A 16,480-nucleotide genomic window follows, 5' to 3' on the forward strand; every position below is an offset into this window, starting at 1 on the left:
ATCTCGCTGCCCCCGCCCGGCCAAGGCCCGGGCGGGCATTCGACCCATACCCCGAGAACAACAACAAGAGGTTGCAGCCATGCCCAGTCACTCCTTACCCGCCGACCTGGTCGCGCGGGAATCGCTGGATAACCACCTGTTCCGCAAGATCAACTGGCGCATCGTGCCGTTGTTCATCGTGTGTTTCCTGTTCGCCTACCTGGACCGCGTCAACATCAGTTTTGCCAAGCTGCAGATGCAGAGCGCGCTGGGCTTCAGCGACGCGGTCTACGGGCTGGGCGCAAGCCTGTTCTTCGTCGGCTACTTCCTGTTCGAGGTGCCGAGCAACGTGTTGCTGCACCGCATCGGCGCGCGCATCTGGATCGCCCGCATCATGATCAGTTGGGGCCTGACCTCGGCGGCGATGATGTTCGTCACCAGCGAAACCTGGTTCTACGTGCTGCGTTTCCTCATCGGCGTGATGGAGGCCGGTTTCGTGCCCGGGGTGCTGTATTTCTTTACCCAGTGGTACCCCAGCGACCGCCGTGCGCGCATCAACGCCTATTTCAAGAGTTCGATCTGCCTGTGCGGCATTGTCGGCGGCCCGTTGGCGGGGTTCATTCTCAGCCACTTCGACGGGGTCAACGGGCTGGCCGGCTGGCAGTGGCTGTTCCTGCTCGAGGGGCTGCCGTCGGTACTGCTGGGCCTGCTGGTACTGTGGCTGGTCAGTGACCGCATCGAGGATGCCCGCTGGCTCGACGCTGAAGAAAAGCGCTACCTGCGCGAGCGTCTTGATGCCGAGCCCAGGCCCGAAGGGGGCAGCTCGGTGCGCGCCATCCTGCGCGAGCCGGCCTCGGTGGTGTTGTCGGCGATCTACCTGTGCCTGGTGATGGCACTGACCGGGCTGCTGTTCTGGATGCCACAGTTGATTCGCAATGCTGGCGTGGTCGATGCCATGGACATCGGCTTGCTGACCATGGTCCCGTACCTGGTCGCGGTGGTGGGCAACCTGCTGATCGGCCGCAGCTCCGACCTGCGCGGCGAGCGTCGCTGGCACATGGCGAGCTGTGCGGCCATCACCACCGCAGGCTATGCGTTGTGCGCGGGTTTCAGTGGCCAGCTGTGGCTGTTGATGCTCGGCATGAGCCTGGTCATGACCGGGATCATCGCCTGGATGCCGATCTTCTGGACCCTGCCACCGAAGTACCTGGCCGGCCTGGCGGCGGCGGCCGGCATTGCGCTGATCAACTCCATCGGCCAGCTCGGCGGCATTGTCGGCCCGTACCTGGTCGGCAGGGTACGCGACGTCAGCGGGTCGCCGACCCCGGCACTGTGGTTGCTGACGGCAGTCAGCCTGCTGGCGGTGGTATTGATCATCTGGGGCGTCCCGCGCCGGCTGTACGCGGCTCAACCTGAAACGCGCATCAACTGAGGAGGTTCCATGCAACGTGTCGTTTCCTTCGGTCCCATTTCCAGCGCCGAGGTGCTGGCCGACCTGGGCCGACGTTACCACTTTCAGCGTTTCGACCAGCCGCTGGCCGACCGCGAACGCTTTCTTGCGGCGCTGGCCACTGCCGACGGGCTGATCGGCAGTACCTTGCCGCTGGGTGCGGAGCTGCTTGACCAGGCCCCGGCATTGAAGGCCATTGCCAGCGTGTCTGCGGGTTTCGACAACTATGACCTGGCATACTTGCGCAAGCGCGGTATCCGCTTGACCAACACCCCGGATGCGGTGACCGAAGCCACCGCCGATACCGGGTTCATGTTGCTCATGATGGCTGCCCGACGCGCTGGCGAGCTGGCGCGGATGGTGCGTGATGGCGAGTGGACGCACGCTATCGACGCCACACGCTTCGGCCGCGATGTGCACGGCAAGACCTTGGGTATCGTCGGACTTGGCCGCATCGGTGCGGCGCTGGCCAGGCGCGGGCATTTCGGTTTCGGCATGCAGGTGCTGTACAGCGGCAATAGTGACAAGCCCGAGTATGAAGCGCAGTTCGGCGCGAGGCGGGTGCCGCTGCAACAATTGTTGGGCGAGGCGCACTTCGTCTGCGTCTGCGTGCCGTTGAGTCCGGCCACCCATCACTTGTTCGGTCGCGAGCAGTTCGCAGCCATGCGGGCCGATGCAGTGTTCGTCAATATCGCCCGTGGTGCTGTGGTCGATGAGGCCGCGCTGGTGCAGGCGCTGGGCGAGGGGCAGCTCGCCGCAGCCGGGTTGGACGTGTTCGAGCAAGAGCCGCTGCCGGCTGCCTCGCCGTTGCTGGCGTTGCCCCAGGTGGTAGCGCTGCCGCACATCGGCTCGGCCACCGTCGAGGCGCGTGCATTGATGGCGCGAACTGCGGCGGCCGAGTTGGCAGCGGTGCTAGAGGGCAGGGCACCGAACCATCCTGTTCCATAGGGCTATGCACAGCCAGCAAAGAAGCATCGTCCAGCAGGCGCCGGTATTGACCTGGCTTACAAGGTGGTCGAGCGCCCCAACCGGTCAACCTCGAACACCCTGGCTTGCCTTGCTTTAAGTTTGATACAGGAACAGGCGGTCGATGACTTGGCCGATCCTCGTGTTGAACAGGGCCTTGACGGCCTCCGAACCCTAACGGGAAACGCTTTACAGAGCGGCGGGCCATGGTCGGTATCCCGGCCTTTTGCGCCACCTGTCGAACCCAGGGCACTGCTGCTGGCCGTTTCCCGTCCGATCTGTATGCGCGATCAACGCGCAAACCGAGGAGAACTTTCATGGCAAGCGATCAGAAAGACCCCGGCCTCGAGAAAACCGAGTCCGAGCCAAGGCAAGGCGTCGGCGAGGCGTGGTCCGAAAAGCGTCCCGTCGATTGGGACCCACCGCCTGGCAACCCCGGTTCGGACCAGGACGGGCAGCTGGATCGGGACAATGGCAGCGCAAGGACCAACGACGCGCAGGCCGGCAGCGGTGCTGGGGAAGTCCCGTTACCTGCGGATGACGAGGGCCCTGTCGAGGAAGAGATGCAGGATGTGGAAGCCAACAATTCGGTTTCTGCCGAGCATCCGCAACCGCGCTGATAGGTGGCCCGAGATTCGTTTAACAATTTTGTGAGAGGTATGCAGCGATGAGCCCCGATCCGAGTGCACAAGGCGGTACGAACCCTGACTTGCCCACTTCACCCGACCCGGCAGTTGACCCCGATCGGCCGACCATCCCCGACCCTGATGACGACCCGCTGATGAACGAAGAAGAGGGCGGCGATGGCCAGGCCGATGACGGCCTGGCTGATGATGGCAGGCAGAGCGTCGAGCAGCCTGCCGTAGGGCTGGACCAACGCAGGGAATGATTGGCTGGGCAGGCGTACAGTAAGGCTGCCCAACCGCGGCACCATCATCGAACCTCTGTCTCAGACGGGGCAGTACGAGATTCACGGTCTATGTCTTCCGGCCAGTGAACTTTTGGTGCCAGGCAATGCATGTGGCTCAGGCCATCGTCGTCGTTCCAGTCACGGGGTGGGTGGACGAATGCCGGCAAGGCTTCGGGCCCTTGCTGCATGAACAATCGCGCAATGGCCCAGTAGGCTTCGCCGCGGCGGAGGTCGTGGGTGAAGAACACGCGGTCGATGACTTCGTTGGTTTCCGGATTGCGGATTGACAGCATGACGTTTTCGATCAGGCCACCGTGGCCGGGGGCGTAGACTCGGTAGACTTCGGCGGTTATGTCGTCCCAGTTGTAGGCGACCGGTTTTACGCCCCAGTGTTTACGGCTGAACAGATAGATGTAGTGAAATCTGAATTGATAGAGATAGATTTTGCGTCGTAGGCGATTGAAGCGGATAGGTTCGTCCCGTGGTAGCACCAAATCTATCTTTATGTATGTCGCGGTAGCCCATATGCCTATTAAAATCGTTAGCGAGGCTAGTAGGTCAATATGCCAGTCACCCGACCAATTAATATCAAAAAAAATGCCAGGCATGTAGATAAGGGCACCAATAGTAAAAGCCAGTATCGGCGCTCCTGTTAATGTGATAATGCCACGCAAGCTGACAGTAGAACGAGGAAGCTCCAGGCATACCCCATCAAAAAAGTTTGGCGAGGGATCTATGTCTTCAAAGCTTATGCGTGGAACTGCACTCGAACTGACATCGGGCAGATCATGACTCCAGCATAAAGCCCGCTCCGAAAGTATTTTTGGTTTGGCTTTCATTCATTGGCTTCCTTAACGCAGATCTAGACATAGGCATCTGGGAGTCTCTTATCTGATCAGTAACATATCAGCAGTGTCGCCGCTCTTATGGAGTGCGACCCAATACTCGGAATTAGCTCCGCCGTTCCAGTGAACTCTTGCCAAGACAGGTGCGACTCATCTAGGTCATACGACCGTCGCTCTTTTTCACTGAAATATTATCTTTATAGTCAGGCCACTTTGGCTGCGAAAAGCCGTGAAATGTCTCCCTCTCGGCAAGGGCTTTACCTTGGATTGGTCGGCATTCATCAAGTGCGAGAGTTTCTCCGTCAATAAAATCGGGGAAGGTTCCGTCACCATAACGATGTACTGACAGGGGCCAGCGAGAGGCCGAGCATTCATCATCGTATTTGGGCAATATGAAGTGAAATTTTAGTTTGTGCTCTAGCTCCAGGCTGACCGGTCCACCAATCTTGGGAGCGGTCGGGTCGCTTAAGCGCTTGGATTCGAAATGAACCGCTGCGTGCACGCCAATCGTGGCGGCATTCAGTTCTGCGAACGCTATGTCTGCATCATCAGGTATATCCCAAGAGATGACCGGACTTCCGACCCGGCAGTTGACCCTGATCGATCGACCATCCCCGACCCTGATGACGACCCGCTGATGAACGAAGAGGAGGGCGACGATGGTCAGGCGGATGGCCTGGCTGACGATGGCAGGCAGAGCGTCGAGCAGCCTGCCGTAGGAACGGACCAACGCAGGGAATGATTGGCTGGGTAGGGGCCTTGCGTGAACAGTAAGGCTGCCCAACCGCGGCAAGATCATTGATCCTCTGCCTCAGACGGGGCAGTACGGGATTCACGGTCAATGTCTTCCGGCCAGTGAACTTTTGGTGCCAGGCAATGCATATGGCTCAGACCATCGTCGTCGTTCCAGTCACGGGGTGGGTGGACGAACTTCGGCAGCGCTTCAGGGCCTTGCTGCATGAACAACCGGGCGATGGCCCAGTAGGTTTCGCCTCGGTAGGGGTCGTGAGTGAAGAATACGCGGTCGATGACTTCTTTGGTCTCTGGGTTGCGGATCGACAGCATGACGTTTTCGATCAGGCCACCGTGGCCGGGAACGTATACTCGATAGACTTCAGCTGTTACGTCGTCCCAGTTGTAAGCGACCGGTTTGACGCCCCAGTGTTTGCGGCTGAAGATGAAAAAACGGTGAAATCGGTATTGATAAATATAGATCTTCCGACGGAGCCGATTGAAACGAATCGGTTCATCTCTGGGGAGCACCAGATCCAGCTTTACGTACGGTAATAGCGCCCACACTACAGCTGGGAGGCAGAGTAAAAGAAAAACCTTCGTTATCCAGTCGCCTTGCCAATCATTAAAAAACATCAGCCAAAATAGAAACAGTTTCATTACACCACCTAAAATCAGCGTGGCACCACCTAACAAAACGCCCAATCCTCGCAGGCTAATTGTGGCTCTTGATAGCTCTAGATATATTTCGTCATAATGATTTGGAGGCGGCGAAACCCTTTCTGCGCCAAACAGGGGAAGTGGCGCTTCCTCAACATGGGGTAAATCGTAGCTCCAACCCAGTGCTCTCTCGCATAATACCCTATGCTGATCTTTCACTCATTCACCTCCCGCACAAACGTTTCAAGTCGTGCGCCCGATATGCTTCTGTCCTGCCAATATGCAATCAGTAAACTTGCCGACCTTATCGTCTGTCTTCCCAAATAGGAAAAAGCTCTACCGCACCCGATATGCTCAATGCGATCCACTTATAGCGGTGTCGAAATAGGCTTGTTTGGTCTTGCTTAGATTAAAATCAGGTTTGTAATCCGGAAACCTCGGCGGCGTAAAACCCGATACTAGTACAGCGCCACACGTGGTGCGGTTTCCCACTCTGGCAACCGGCTTGCCATTGAAGGTGTACGCGGAACTGCCGCTTTCTACCGGGTTGGTGCCATGCAGCGGGCAGACATGCCGATGGCCTACGAGGATTACGGGTTTCATCGCGTCTCTCCTTCAGACGGTGCAGTACGGGATTCACGGTCGATGTCTTCCGGCCAAAGAACCTTTGGCGCCAGGCAGTGCATGTGGCTCAGGCCATCGTCGTCGTTCCAGTCACGGGGTGGGTGGACGAACTTCGGCAAGGCTTCAGGGCCTTGTTGCATGAACAGCCGGGCGATGGCCCAGTAAGCTTCGCCACGGTAGAGGTCATGAGCGAAGAACACGCGGTCGATGACTTCGTTGGTTTCCGGGTTGCGGACCGACAGCATGACATTTTCGATCAGACCACCGTGGCCGGGGGCGTAGACTCGGTAGACTTCGGCGGTTACGTCGTCCCAGTTGTAGGCGACTGGTTTTACGCCCCAGCGTTTGCGACTGAAGATGAATATGCGGTCATGTTTGAACTCATAAATATATATTTTCTGGCGAAGCCTATTGAAGCGAATAGGTTCATCCCTAGGCATAACCAAATCAAGCCTGACATAGGGAGCCAAAGCCCACAAAAATGCCGGAGGAAATAACACTGATATATTTATCAGCCAATCGCGCTGCCAACCGTCATTCAGAAGATTCCAATAAAAATAAAGTGTTATTCCTAGAACAAAAAGCAAACCCGGAAGACCAAGTAAAAATACAACACCTCGAAGAATGATGGTATTTCGTGGCAGTTCGAGGTACACGTTATCGAAATAGTTGGGCGCTGGCTTGATGCTCGCCCACACTTTTCGCCACTCAGGCACTGAGTCCACCGCGGGGAGGTCATGACTCCATCCTAAGGCACGTTCCCACAAAATTTTACCCTCACGTTTCATTCGTGAATCTCCCTGGTACACACCTCAACGTATCCACTCGGCAGGCTCCGATCCGGCCAATACATTACCAAAAGCGTAGCTGCCAGAATTGTATGTTGCCCTATGGCCGGCATGAGCGATATCGAGCCTGAAATTTCTAACTGGCAAAGCCCAGAAGAATAAGGTTTTGGTGTTTCGATAATTGAATGTTTTCGGTCGTAATCAGGGATCCGTGGCGATGCAAAACTCGAAAACGAGGAGGACGGCGATAGAGACTCTTCAGAGCTTGCAAAAAAATCTCCCGAAGCAATAGTTTCTCCACCAACGTAATCGGGATGATTGCCGTCACCGTAACGATGAACAATCAATTTCCAGCGATATCCCGAATACTGCTGATCATACCTAGGCAAAGCGATGAAAAACTTTAGATTGCTAACGCTTTCAACACTAACCAGACCACCAATTTTCGGAAGGCCCGGCTCAGTTGCTAAGCGCGACTCAAAATTCAACTTCGCTTGAACACCTAGCGTGGCGGCATTGAGTTCGGCAAAAGCGATATCCGCATATTGTGGAGCATTCCAATGAATAATCGTTTTTTCGTTTGCTTTTCCAAAGTAGCATCGCCTTATCCAACGTTCCAGATCAGTCGATTCATTTTTCTGGGCGTACTTGCTTAATTGATAAGCAGCAAGCGTAACGATTATCCCGATTCCCAGCGGGCCAAAAACCAGGGGAATGAATACTGCGACTCCGAATGCAACAGTGCCAGCGGCATACAAAACGACCGAAAATAAATATTGATAGTACGCGACATCATCACCCGCAGCGGCAGTGCGTCTCATGGCATTGATTGCTTGGGCCGTATCGAAGACCCCTGCAATCGAACTCACCAAAGCACCAAGCCTTATCAAGGCCTCCCCTGTGACTGCAACACCCTTTGCCCGCGCCAAATTCAGTGGGCCAGCGCTTGATCTCAAAATGAGCCCAACCAGTTCGATACTCCCTCCCAACACGCCCAACTGGGATCCCTGCAACGCCAACTTGGCCTCATGCGCCTTGGGCCCAATTTCCGCTTCCGCCTTTTCCTGATTCCTGCCCAGGCTGTCCTGTTGCAAATACAACCCGCCTATCGCCAGCAGCACTTCCCAACTCCCAGCCACTCCGCGCAACCCGGAAAAACCGGTTTTCACCAATCGGGCCGCCTGCTGTGAGGTGATCTTCATCCCATGCAGCAACCTGCGCGCATCGGTTTCCAACGTCCCCGCCGCCACCGAGATATCCACCAGGGCAAGCTGCGCCGCGCTGCTCGCCTGGTTCACCCCCATGCTGGCTTCCTTGAACAACCGCCCATGCACTTCTTCGGCCTTGCCCTCGACCCACACCGTCACGCTGATCATCGTGTGGCTGAAGCGCGGGTCGAGCACGGCCAGGCTCATCAGCCCGTGCTGGATGATCGGCCGCACCTTGCGCATCGACTTCATCGAGCCAAACTCGAAATCGTCGATGTTGCGCTGCATCCGGTCCCGCGCCGCGGCAATGGAGGCATTGGCCTTGTGCTGCAATTCGCGTAGGTACTGGCTCTGCAGGGCGTAGTACTCGCCCAGCTTCATCTTCACTTCCAGCTCGATCAGCTGCACGCCGTTGTAGAGATACTGCGTGGCGCTGTTCAGATGCCGCACGGCTTTCTGGATGCCAGGCGACAGGCAGGGCGCCAGTCGCTGACTGGCTGCATTGAGCGCGCTTTGCGTTTCGGCGATGGCCTGCTTGAGGGTCGTGCGCAGGCGCAAGCCGGCGTCGTCACTGGCGACGATCTTGCTCAGCATGCTGTAGAGCTTGTCACTGTCATTCCAGTTGATGCCGTCACCCGCGGCAAAGCTCGGCAACAGCCCGGCCAGCAACGCCCTGTCGCGCATCAGCAAGGCCCGGTAGGGAGGGCTGTCAGGGTCCTGCAACCATTTCAGCCAGAGGGCCTCGCTGGTTCCGGCTGCAGGAATACGCGGCTCGGTGGCCGGTAGCATGGCGTCGGTAACGCCTCCGCCCAGGCACAGCGCCAGGGTCTTGGCATACGCCACCCCGGACTCACGGTCGTTACCGTCGTAGTCGTACGCCTCGACCATCTTGAACATCGGCGTATCGAACAAGGCAACGTACGCTTGCGCGTCCTGGTCGATGTAACGCTGAAACTCACGTTCCTGCTGGTCGTATTCAGCCTGGAACGCGGCCCGTTGCGGTTCGTGATAGCGCTGTTCAAGCCGCTCGTCACTCTCCTGCTGCTTGCGCTCGACCAACTGTTGTCGCGCGACTGCCGGGTCGGTGAACACCGGCGGGCCATCACCGCTCAGCGGTTCCAGCGACGGCACTTCCTGCGCGGCCCGCTCCCTGTTGGTGGCACGAATGATCTGCAGGATCTGCGAGGTCTGCAGCTGATAGGCGCGCATCGGCTCTTCGCGCCAGGCCTGGCGCTTCACGACCCAGTTCAGGCGTTGCTGGTTGTACTCCTGGATCAGCCCGACGGTGTCGTCGAGCACCACGGCCAGCACGCCGTTTTCCAGTTGGTGGCGGTTCATCGCATTGATCAGGTAGCCACGCAAGGCGAACCGGCGCAGCCAGCGGCTATGGAAGCCATGGGCGCTGTCGAACGGTGAGCACGCCTGCTGTGCGTACTCGAACACCTGCCTGTCGACCTGCAAGTTGTCGGGCGTCATGGCGATGCCCAGCAGCTCGGGATGGTTGCGCGCCTGGGTCAGGTCCAGCCCTGCGAAGCGTTGCGCCGGTGCCTGGCCCCGCTTGTAGGCGTTCAGCACACTGACCGGCCAGGCGTCGCTGGAAAAGGCCAGCCAGGCACTGCTGTATCGGTCGGTGTCGAGGTTGAGAAAGGCCGAGGGAATGTCGTGGTCTTCATGCACGCACCTTTCCGGCAAAGGGGCTGGCGGGCCATACGGTGGCTCGTACGGGTTGAAGCGGCGCAGATGGCCCTGCGCGCTGACGGCATAGGCGTGCCAGACCTGCTGGTCGAGCAGCACGTACAGGTAGCCCATGCGCAAGGTGCGCAAGCCGATCCTGGTCGAGATATGCAGGTTATCCGCCACGGTGACGACACACTCGGGGCGGGTGTCTGGCACCAGCGCGCGGCGCAGCGGCAGGATCGGCAGGCCCTGCCGCTCGCAGGACATGCACTGGTCGTGCGGCAAGCCGGCTTCGGCCGCCGCGATGGCAATGCGTTGACTGATGCTCATGGGCGATCCTCGTGTTGGCCGGGGCTTGTCGGCCTCTGAACACTAACGGCGAATCGCTTTCCAGAGCGGCTTTGGTCTTCCTAAAAGCTTGTAGGAAACTTCTCTGAGTGATGGATGCCGCTCGGGCAGGCGCGTCGGATGGCTCAGCGCCGTCGCAACGCAGCCGCCAACCCGACGGTCAGCCCCACGGCACAAACCATGGCCAGGCTGATGGCAATGGCAACCCCCCAGGCCTCCAGCAGCCCCGCAATCACCAGATAAAACGCAATCACCCCCACCGCACCAATCGCATTGCCGCGCACCATCGCCGCCATCCCGGCGCGGCCATGCTGCACATGGGCGAACACCACCAATGGCCAGGCAATGACCGGGATCGGCGCCAGCATCCCGCTGGTCGCCGGCCCCAGCCAGCTGGCCAGGTGGGTGGTGAGCATCAGCAGCGCGGTTGCCGACAGCATGCGCAGGGGGATCTCCCAGTAGCGATGCCGGGGGCGGGCCAGGGTGTCCGGTTTGGGCTCGCGGCCGCTGGCGCGTATCAGTACGCCGATCAACAGCAGCGCCACGCCAATCGACACGTACAGGCTGCCCCAGTGGGTGAACGCGTAGGCAGCCAGGCCGTAGAACAGGATCGCCAGCAACACGGCCGGGGCAAGGCCGAGCCGGTGCGTGGCGAACAGGTAGAACGTGTAGGTGGCCTGCACCGCGGCCAGGCCGCCCAGCGCGCCGGGCACTGCGCCCAGGGCGAAGTCGGTGCCTTGTTCCAGGCACAGGAAGGTCATCACCAGCGCCGAGGTAACCGGCAGGCCGGATAGCAATCCGCCGAGCAGGCCACCCCAGCGCCGCGAGGCGAGGGAAATGGCCCACATCAGCAGTGGGGTCACGATGAGTTTCAGGTAGAACAGGGTCATTGCAGGAGAGTCCGCTGTTGTACAAGGTGCGCCCGCCGTCGCCATTGGGTGGGGCGCGGAAGGGTCAACCGCGGCTGGCCTCGAGGGCCTGGGCCAGGTCGGCGATGATGTCGTCGCTGTGCTCGATGCCGATCGACAGGCGCACCATGTCGCGCGGCACGCCGGCCTTTTCCAGCTCTTCGTCGTTGAGCTGGCGGTGGGTGGTGGAGGCGGGGTGGCAGGCCAGTGACTTGGCGTCACCGATATTCACCAGGCGCACCACCAGTTGCAGCGCATCGATGAAGCGCGCGCCGGCCGCCTGGCCGCCCTTGATGCCGAACGACAGGATCGACGCCGGCTTGCCGCCGGTGTAGCGCTGGGCCAGGGCATGCTCTGGGTGGTCGGGCAGGCCGGCGTACTTCACCCAGGCGACCTGCTCGTGGGCTTGCAGGTAGCGGGCGACCTTGAGCGCGTTCTCGGTGTGGCGTTCCATGCGCAGGGCCAGGGTTTCCAGGCCTTGCAGAATCAGGAAGGCGTTGAATGGCGACAGCGCGGCGCCGGTGTTGCGCAGCGGCACCACGCGGCAGCGGCCAATAAACGCGGCCGGGCCGAAGGCTTCGGTGTAGGTGACGCCGTGGTAGGACGGGTCGGGGGTGTTGAGCAGGGCGAAGCGCGCCTTGTGCTCGGCCCAGGGGAACTTGCCGGAGTCGATGACGATACCGCCGATGCTGGTGCCGTGGCCGCCGATGTATTTGGTCAGCGAGTGCACGACAATGTCCGCCCCATGCTCGAACGGCCGACACAGCACCGGGGTGGCCACGGTGTTGTCGACGATCAGCGGCACGCCATGGCGGTGGGCAGCTTCGGCCAGCGCGGCGATGTCGACGATATTGCCGGCGGGGTTGCCGATGGACTCGCAGAACACTGCCTTGGTGCGCTCATCGATCAGCGCTTCCAGGGCGGCGATGTCGTCGTGCGCGGCAAAGCGGGTGTGGATGCCCATGCGTGGCAGGGTGTGCGCCAGCAGGTTGTAGGTGCCGCCGTACAGCTTGGCCACCGAGACGATATTGTCGCCCGCCTCGGCGACGGTCTGGATGGCATAGGTGATGGCCGCCATGCCCGAGGCCACTGCCAGCGCACCGACCCCGCCCTCGAGCGCCGCCATGCGCTGCTCGAGCACGTCGTTGGTGGGGTTCATGATGCGCGAGTAGATGTTGCCGGCCACCTTCAGGTCGAACAGGTCGGCGCCGTGCTGGGTGTCGTCGAAGGCGAACGAGGTGGTCTGGTAGATCGGCACGGCCACGGCCCGGGTGGCCGGGTCGTGGCTGAAGCCTGCGTGGATGGCGAGGGTTTCCAGCTTCATGCAATCGTTCCTTGAGCGTGGGTGGAGCGACCGAGCATGTGGCGCGGGGAGGGTGTGGGTCAAGGGTGGGTGGGGAGATGTCACGACGCTGGGCCCGATAGTGCCCGACAAAGCCCGTGGGCGCCTGACCACTCAGCCTTTTACACCCCTTGACCACTGATTTGCTGATAATGGGCGATCACCACGTTATCGACATAGCGGTGTGCCCCAAATAGGATGCTGCAATCCAACATGCTCGAGCGGGTGAAAATGATTTCGAACCCTGGCACCCCGACCCTGGACCAGCTGAAAGTGTTCCTGACGGTGGTAGAGGTGGGAAGCTTCGCCGGCGCGGCAAGAACACTGCACCGCGCTACCTCGGTAGTGAGCTATGCCATTTCAAATCTGGAGATGCAGCTTGGCGTATCGCTTTTTGACCGCAACACGACGCGCAAGCCACAACTGACTGAGGCTGGACGAACCGTGCTTGCCGAAGCACGGACGATCATCAACGGCGTCAACGGACTGCGCTCGAAGGTGTCCGGGCTATTGCATGGGCTTGAAGCAGAAGTTCACCTTGCCCTCGACGTGATGTTACCTGCAGAGCGGGTGGTAGATGCGCTCAAGACCTTCAGCCAGGTATTTCCAACGGTGACCTTGCGCCTTCACATGGAAGCACTGGGTGCGGTCACTCAGCGGGTGATCGAAAAGCAAGCTGTCATCGGCATCAGCGGCCCGCTGGACATCGGGCGAGATGGCCTTGAGCGTGTCGGCGTGGGTAGCGTGCAGTTGATACCTGTGGCTGCCCCTGCGCACCCACTCGCCAGCGGCGGCTGCAATGAACCTGGTGCGGCGAGACATTTCGTTCAGCTGGTGCTATCAGACCGATCAACGCTGACCGGGGACCGCGATTTCGCAGTGGTGAGCCCCCACACGTGGCGGCTCGCGGACCTGGGCGCAAAACACATGTTGCTCAAGGAAGGCATCGGCTGGGGCAATATGCCTGTCCCTATGGTGCAAGCGGACCTCGATGCAGGGCACCTGGTCGCACTCGATCTGCCGGATTGCAAAGGCGGCGCTTACGCATTTGATGCTATTTACCGCACTGACTCACCGCCAGGGCCGGCGGGGCGGTGGCTCATCGAGCGCTTCAGCCAGCAAGCTGGCGAACGCTGAAGTTTGCACCTGAGTGGAACCAGACCTGCCAGGTCGAAAGAAGCAAAACTCCGATAGCCAGAGCAAGGTCGCCAAGGCGGCCCATGTCGAAAAGAGAGACATTGGCACCGTCGAAAGCGACAACCAATTTCTGACTTGGAGACACGAAATGACCGACTTCATCCCAACCCCAAACGAAGTGGCAGGCAAAGTAGTGCTGGTCACCGGTGCGGCCAGCGGCATCGGCAAGGCCATTGCCGAACTCCTTCACGCTCGCGGTGCGAAGGTGATCGCCGAGGACATCGACCCAGCGGTCAACGCACTTGAGCGCCCTGGTCTTGTTCCGTTTGTCGCTGACATCACTGTCGACGGTGCTGCCGAGCAGGCAGTGGCGCTGGCGGTCGAGCACTTTGGCAAGCTGGACGTGCTGGTCAACAACGCCGGGCGCATCCTGTACAAACCGCTGGTGGAGATGACCCGCGAAGACTGGGAATGGCAGATGCAAACCAACGTGACGGGGGCGTTCCTGCATTCCCGGGAAGCCATGAAGGAAATGATGAAGCACAAGAGCGGGGCGATCGTGAACATTGCCTCCTATGCATCCTATTTCGCCTTCCCCGGTATCGCGGCCTACACCGCGTCAAAGGGTGCGCTGGCGCAATTGACCCGTACCCAGGCGCTGGAGGCGATCGAACATGGCATCCGGGTCAACGCCATTGGCGTCGGTGACGTGGTGACCAACCTCTTGAACCATTTCATGGAGGACGGTCGCGGCTTCCTGCAGGAGCACGGCAAGTCTGCGCCTATCGGCCGAGCGGCAGCACCCCAGGAAATCGCCGAAATCGTGGCCTTCCTGGCATCGGAGCGCGCCAGCTTCATTGTCGGTTCGGTGGTCATGGCTGACGGCGGCATGAGCGTCCCGGTGGGGTGATGCGCGCCTGGTACCGGTGAATGGCGTTGCCCACTCGCTACCTGCGGTATTGAGTGGGCGTAACGCCAACTTCACGTTTGAACACCTGGGAAAAATGGCTGGCGCTGCTGTAGCCAACCTCAAGCCCTATATCAATGACGCTCTGGTCCGTCTCCACAAGGAGTCGCCGCGCCCTTGCCATCCTCAGCCGGATAAAGAACTGTGAGGGCGAGTAGCCCGCGGCCTTCTTGAACAGCCGGCTGAAGTGGTACTCGCTCATCCCGGCTATCCCGGCCAGCTGCGCGAGCTGGAATTCCCCGGCCAGGTTGGCTTCCATCGCCGACAACACGCGGCGTAGCTTGTAAGCGGGCAGGGCGTTGCGGCGCACGATATCGTCCGCTGAGCTGTCCAGGTAGTTGCGCGCAAGGTGAATGGCAATGCACTGGGCCAGCCCTTGCAGATAAAGCGGGCTGGGCCGTTGCCCTGTCAGTTCCCGCTGCACTTGTTGCAGCAGAACGGACAAGCCTTCGTCACGCCCGCCCGAGACTTCACGCAGGCGAAGTGCTTCCACAACGCCGCCCGACACCTCGTGAATGGCTTTCTCCAGCAGCGGGATGCCGAGGTAGATGTGCATCACTTCGAAGGCTGCTGCGCCGTCCACTTTCCAGCGCATCTCGTAAGGTTGGGCCGAGTTCGTCAGGAAGAAATCACCCTTGCTCACCCGGCTGCTTTGCCACTCGCCGCCAAGCTCACGTTCCTGCACCGTAGCGTCCCCGGAGATGACCCATACCAGCAGGGGCTCGGCAACTGCGGGGACGATGAAGTTACCTTGTTCGCGCTCACGGTTGAAGATCTGCACCAGCATGTCGCGATCGGCCAGAACATCCGAGGCGGCCAGCCGCTGCCCACGGATATAAGCCTCCAGCCCATGGGCAGAAGTCCGCTCGATGACATTCATGGGTAGCCTTGCCTCGTGTTGGTCGCCGCCTGGAAAACAGTTTAGAGACACCGGCCAAAAAAAAATGCCGGAATGTTTCCATTCCGGCACTGCTCCCAGTGCGTGCCTGGCTGCCGTCAGTACATTCAGAATGGGCTTGCGGTGGGGCGCACGATCAGTTCGCTGACATCGACATCCGCAGGCTGTTCCACGGCGTAGGCGATCGCCCTGGCAATCGCCGAGGCTGGAATCGCGATCTTGCGGAACTCGCGCATCTCGGCGCGCCCGCCCTCATCGGAAATGCTGTCGGCCAGTTCGGACTCGGTGACGCCTGGGGCAATCACGGTGACCCGGATGTCACCGCCCACCTCCTGGCGCAAGCCCTCGGAGATAGCCCGAACGGCATACTTGGTGGCGCAGTACACCGCAGCGGTAGGGCTCACGGCGTAGGCACCGATGGAGGCGATATTGATGATCTGCCCGACACGTTGTTGTTGCATGAGTGGCAGCGTTGCGGCAATGCCGTGCAATACGCCGCGGATGTTGACGTCGATCATTCGGTTCCACTCATCGACCTTGAGCGCTTCCAGCTTGGAAAGCGGCATGACCCCGGCGTTGTTGATCAGCACATCGACGCGGCCATGCAGTTCGACAGCGAAGTCGATAAACGACTGCATGTCATCCAGGCGGGTGACATCCAGCGCCAGGACATCAGCAATACCGCCTGCTGCACGAATCTCACTGGCCAGTGCTTCGAGGCGATCGGTGCGGCGGGCCCCCAGGACCACCCGCGCGCCTTTGCTGGCGAGCAAGCGTGCGGTGGCTTCGCCGATACCACTGCTGGCGCCGGTAATCACGATGACTTTTTGTTCAATGCCTTGCATTTTCTCACTCCTGTTGCTGGCTGAAGAAGCCCCCGCCGATAAGCAGGTGGTGAAGCAAGAGTAAGAAGCCTGGGCCGGGACGGGTTATGCAGATCCTGCGGAGGGCATGCACGATCCTGCATGAGGGATCGATGGCGTTCGTTGGGCACAGCTTTTCTATTTTTTCGAACCTAAACGCAGAAATTAAACGGCTATT

General features: G+C 59.9%; 16 protein-coding genes. 6 read left to right on the forward strand and 10 right to left on the reverse strand.

Annotated elements, in window-relative coordinates; all coding sequences use genetic code 11:
* Positions 1 to 79: 79 nt before the first annotated feature.
* The 4 genes from ACVWZT_RS19255 (at position 80) to ACVWZT_RS19270 (ending at position 3,284) form a co-directional block, all read left to right on the forward strand.
* Positions 80 to 1,411, forward strand: a complete 1,332-nt coding sequence (locus ACVWZT_RS19255) for an MFS transporter (protein WP_457470812.1) — start codon at positions 80 to 82, stop codon at positions 1,409 to 1,411.
* A 9-nt stretch (positions 1,412 to 1,420) separates the two neighbouring features.
* Positions 1,421 to 2,377: a 2-hydroxyacid dehydrogenase gene (locus ACVWZT_RS19260; RefSeq protein WP_457470814.1), complete on the forward strand. Its 957-nt coding sequence runs from the start codon at positions 1,421 to 1,423 to the stop codon at positions 2,375 to 2,377.
* A 335-nt stretch (positions 2,378 to 2,712) separates the two neighbouring features.
* A complete protein-coding gene (locus ACVWZT_RS19265) occupies positions 2,713 to 3,015 on the forward strand; it encodes a hypothetical protein (RefSeq protein ID WP_457470815.1) in 303 nt (100 codons plus the stop codon).
* A gap of 89 nt (positions 3,016 to 3,104) precedes the next feature.
* Positions 3,105 to 3,284 carry a hypothetical protein gene (locus ACVWZT_RS19270; protein ID WP_406819147.1) on the forward strand — a complete coding sequence of 60 codons (180 nt, stop codon included), beginning with the start codon at positions 3,105 to 3,107 and terminating at the stop codon, positions 3,282 to 3,284.
* Between the two features lie 44 nt (positions 3,285 to 3,328).
* Here the strand turns inward: ACVWZT_RS19270 and ACVWZT_RS19275 are convergent, their stop codons facing one another.
* The 8 genes from ACVWZT_RS19275 to ACVWZT_RS19310 form a co-directional block, all read right to left on the reverse strand.
* The gene (locus ACVWZT_RS19275) at positions 3,329 to 4,144 is read right to left on the reverse strand and encodes a DUF6708 domain-containing protein (RefSeq protein WP_457470817.1); all 816 of its coding nucleotides are present in this window, start codon (positions 4,142 to 4,144) and stop codon (positions 3,329 to 3,331) included.
* A gap of 160 nt (positions 4,145 to 4,304) precedes the next feature.
* Positions 4,305 to 4,880 (reverse strand): hypothetical protein, encoded by a 576-nt coding sequence (locus tag ACVWZT_RS19280; RefSeq protein ID WP_457470818.1) that lies wholly within the window; start codon positions 4,878 to 4,880, stop codon positions 4,305 to 4,307.
* A gap of 65 nt (positions 4,881 to 4,945) precedes the next feature.
* Positions 4,946 to 5,761, reverse strand: a complete 816-nt coding sequence (locus tag ACVWZT_RS19285; protein ID WP_457470820.1) for a DUF6708 domain-containing protein — start codon at positions 5,759 to 5,761, stop codon at positions 4,946 to 4,948.
* 135 nt (positions 5,762 to 5,896) lie between these two features.
* Positions 5,897 to 6,145, reverse strand: coding sequence for a PAAR domain-containing protein (locus ACVWZT_RS19290; protein ID WP_457470821.1), 249 nt, complete (start codon positions 6,143 to 6,145; stop codon positions 5,897 to 5,899).
* On the reverse strand, positions 6,142 to 6,954 hold the full coding sequence (locus ACVWZT_RS19295) for a DUF6708 domain-containing protein (RefSeq protein ID WP_440806018.1): 813 nt from the start codon (positions 6,952 to 6,954) through the stop codon (positions 6,142 to 6,144). The genes ACVWZT_RS19290 and ACVWZT_RS19295 overlap by 4 nt, the downstream gene beginning before the upstream one ends.
* The gene (locus tag ACVWZT_RS19300) at positions 6,951 to 10,169 is read right to left on the reverse strand and encodes a T6SS effector BTH_I2691 family protein (RefSeq protein ID WP_457470823.1); all 3,219 of its coding nucleotides are present in this window, start codon (positions 10,167 to 10,169) and stop codon (positions 6,951 to 6,953) included. Before ACVWZT_RS19300 ends, ACVWZT_RS19295 begins: the two co-directional genes overlap by 4 nt.
* A gap of 143 nt (positions 10,170 to 10,312) precedes the next feature.
* Positions 10,313 to 11,077, reverse strand: a complete 765-nt coding sequence (locus ACVWZT_RS19305; protein WP_457470825.1) for a hypothetical protein — start codon at positions 11,075 to 11,077, stop codon at positions 10,313 to 10,315.
* A 64-nt stretch (positions 11,078 to 11,141) separates the two neighbouring features.
* The gene (locus ACVWZT_RS19310) at positions 11,142 to 12,419 is read right to left on the reverse strand and encodes a bifunctional O-acetylhomoserine aminocarboxypropyltransferase/cysteine synthase (RefSeq protein WP_170030383.1); all 1,278 of its coding nucleotides are present in this window, start codon (positions 12,417 to 12,419) and stop codon (positions 11,142 to 11,144) included.
* A 249-nt stretch (positions 12,420 to 12,668) separates the two neighbouring features.
* Here ACVWZT_RS19310 and ACVWZT_RS19315 point away from each other — a divergent pair, with 249 nt between their 5' ends.
* Complete coding sequence (locus tag ACVWZT_RS19315; protein ID WP_457472116.1) at positions 12,669 to 13,574, forward strand: LysR family transcriptional regulator; 906 nt, start codon at positions 12,669 to 12,671, stop codon at positions 13,572 to 13,574.
* Between the two features lie 148 nt (positions 13,575 to 13,722).
* Positions 13,723 to 14,484, forward strand: a complete 762-nt coding sequence (locus tag ACVWZT_RS19320) for an SDR family NAD(P)-dependent oxidoreductase (protein ID WP_296233183.1) — start codon at positions 13,723 to 13,725, stop codon at positions 14,482 to 14,484.
* A gap of 37 nt (positions 14,485 to 14,521) precedes the next feature.
* Here the strand turns inward: ACVWZT_RS19320 and ACVWZT_RS19325 are convergent, their stop codons facing one another.
* Both ACVWZT_RS19325 and ACVWZT_RS19330 read right to left on the reverse strand, forming a co-directional pair.
* Positions 14,522 to 15,421: a helix-turn-helix domain-containing protein gene (locus ACVWZT_RS19325; protein WP_296233182.1), complete on the reverse strand. Its 900-nt coding sequence runs from the start codon at positions 15,419 to 15,421 to the stop codon at positions 14,522 to 14,524.
* A gap of 125 nt (positions 15,422 to 15,546) precedes the next feature.
* Positions 15,547 to 16,284, reverse strand: coding sequence for an SDR family oxidoreductase (locus tag ACVWZT_RS19330; RefSeq protein WP_457470827.1), 738 nt, complete (start codon positions 16,282 to 16,284; stop codon positions 15,547 to 15,549).
* Positions 16,285 to 16,480: the final 196 nt, after the last annotated feature.

The sequence above is a fragment of the Pseudomonas sp. TE21394 genome, from assembly GCF_054057835.1.

What these genes read in the sequence shown, in the direction of transcription:
- ACVWZT_RS19255 (WP_457470812.1), top strand. Translation starts at nt 80, where the DNA reads ATGCCCAGTCACTCCTTACCCGCCGACCTGGTCGCGCGGGAATCGCTG.
- ACVWZT_RS19260 (WP_457470814.1), top strand. Translation starts at nt 1,421, where the DNA reads ATGCAACGTGTCGTTTCCTTCGGTCCCATTTCCAGCGCCGAGGTGCTG.
- ACVWZT_RS19265 (WP_457470815.1), top strand. Translation starts at nt 2,713, where the DNA reads ATGGCAAGCGATCAGAAAGACCCCGGCCTCGAGAAAACCGAGTCCGAG.
- ACVWZT_RS19275 (WP_457470817.1), bottom strand. Translation starts at nt 4,144, where the DNA reads ATGAAAGCCAAACCAAAAATACTTTCGGAGCGGGCTTTATGCTGGAGT.
- ACVWZT_RS19290 (WP_457470821.1), bottom strand. Translation starts at nt 6,145, where the DNA reads ATGAAACCCGTAATCCTCGTAGGCCATCGGCATGTCTGCCCGCTGCAT.
- ACVWZT_RS19295 (WP_440806018.1), bottom strand. Translation starts at nt 6,954, where the DNA reads ATGAAACGTGAGGGTAAAATTTTGTGGGAACGTGCCTTAGGATGGAGT.
- ACVWZT_RS19300 (WP_457470823.1), bottom strand. Translation starts at nt 10,169, where the DNA reads ATGAGCATCAGTCAACGCATTGCCATCGCGGCGGCCGAAGCCGGCTTG.
- ACVWZT_RS19305 (WP_457470825.1), bottom strand. Translation starts at nt 11,077, where the DNA reads ATGACCCTGTTCTACCTGAAACTCATCGTGACCCCACTGCTGATGTGG.
- ACVWZT_RS19310 (WP_170030383.1), bottom strand. Translation starts at nt 12,419, where the DNA reads ATGAAGCTGGAAACCCTCGCCATCCACGCAGGCTTCAGCCACGACCCG.
- ACVWZT_RS19315 (WP_457472116.1), top strand. Translation starts at nt 12,669, where the DNA reads ATGATTTCGAACCCTGGCACCCCGACCCTGGACCAGCTGAAAGTGTTC.
- ACVWZT_RS19320 (WP_296233183.1), top strand. Translation starts at nt 13,723, where the DNA reads ATGACCGACTTCATCCCAACCCCAAACGAAGTGGCAGGCAAAGTAGTG.
- ACVWZT_RS19325 (WP_296233182.1), bottom strand. Translation starts at nt 15,421, where the DNA reads ATGAATGTCATCGAGCGGACTTCTGCCCATGGGCTGGAGGCTTATATC.
- ACVWZT_RS19330 (WP_457470827.1), bottom strand. Translation starts at nt 16,284, where the DNA reads ATGCAAGGCATTGAACAAAAAGTCATCGTGATTACCGGCGCCAGCAGT.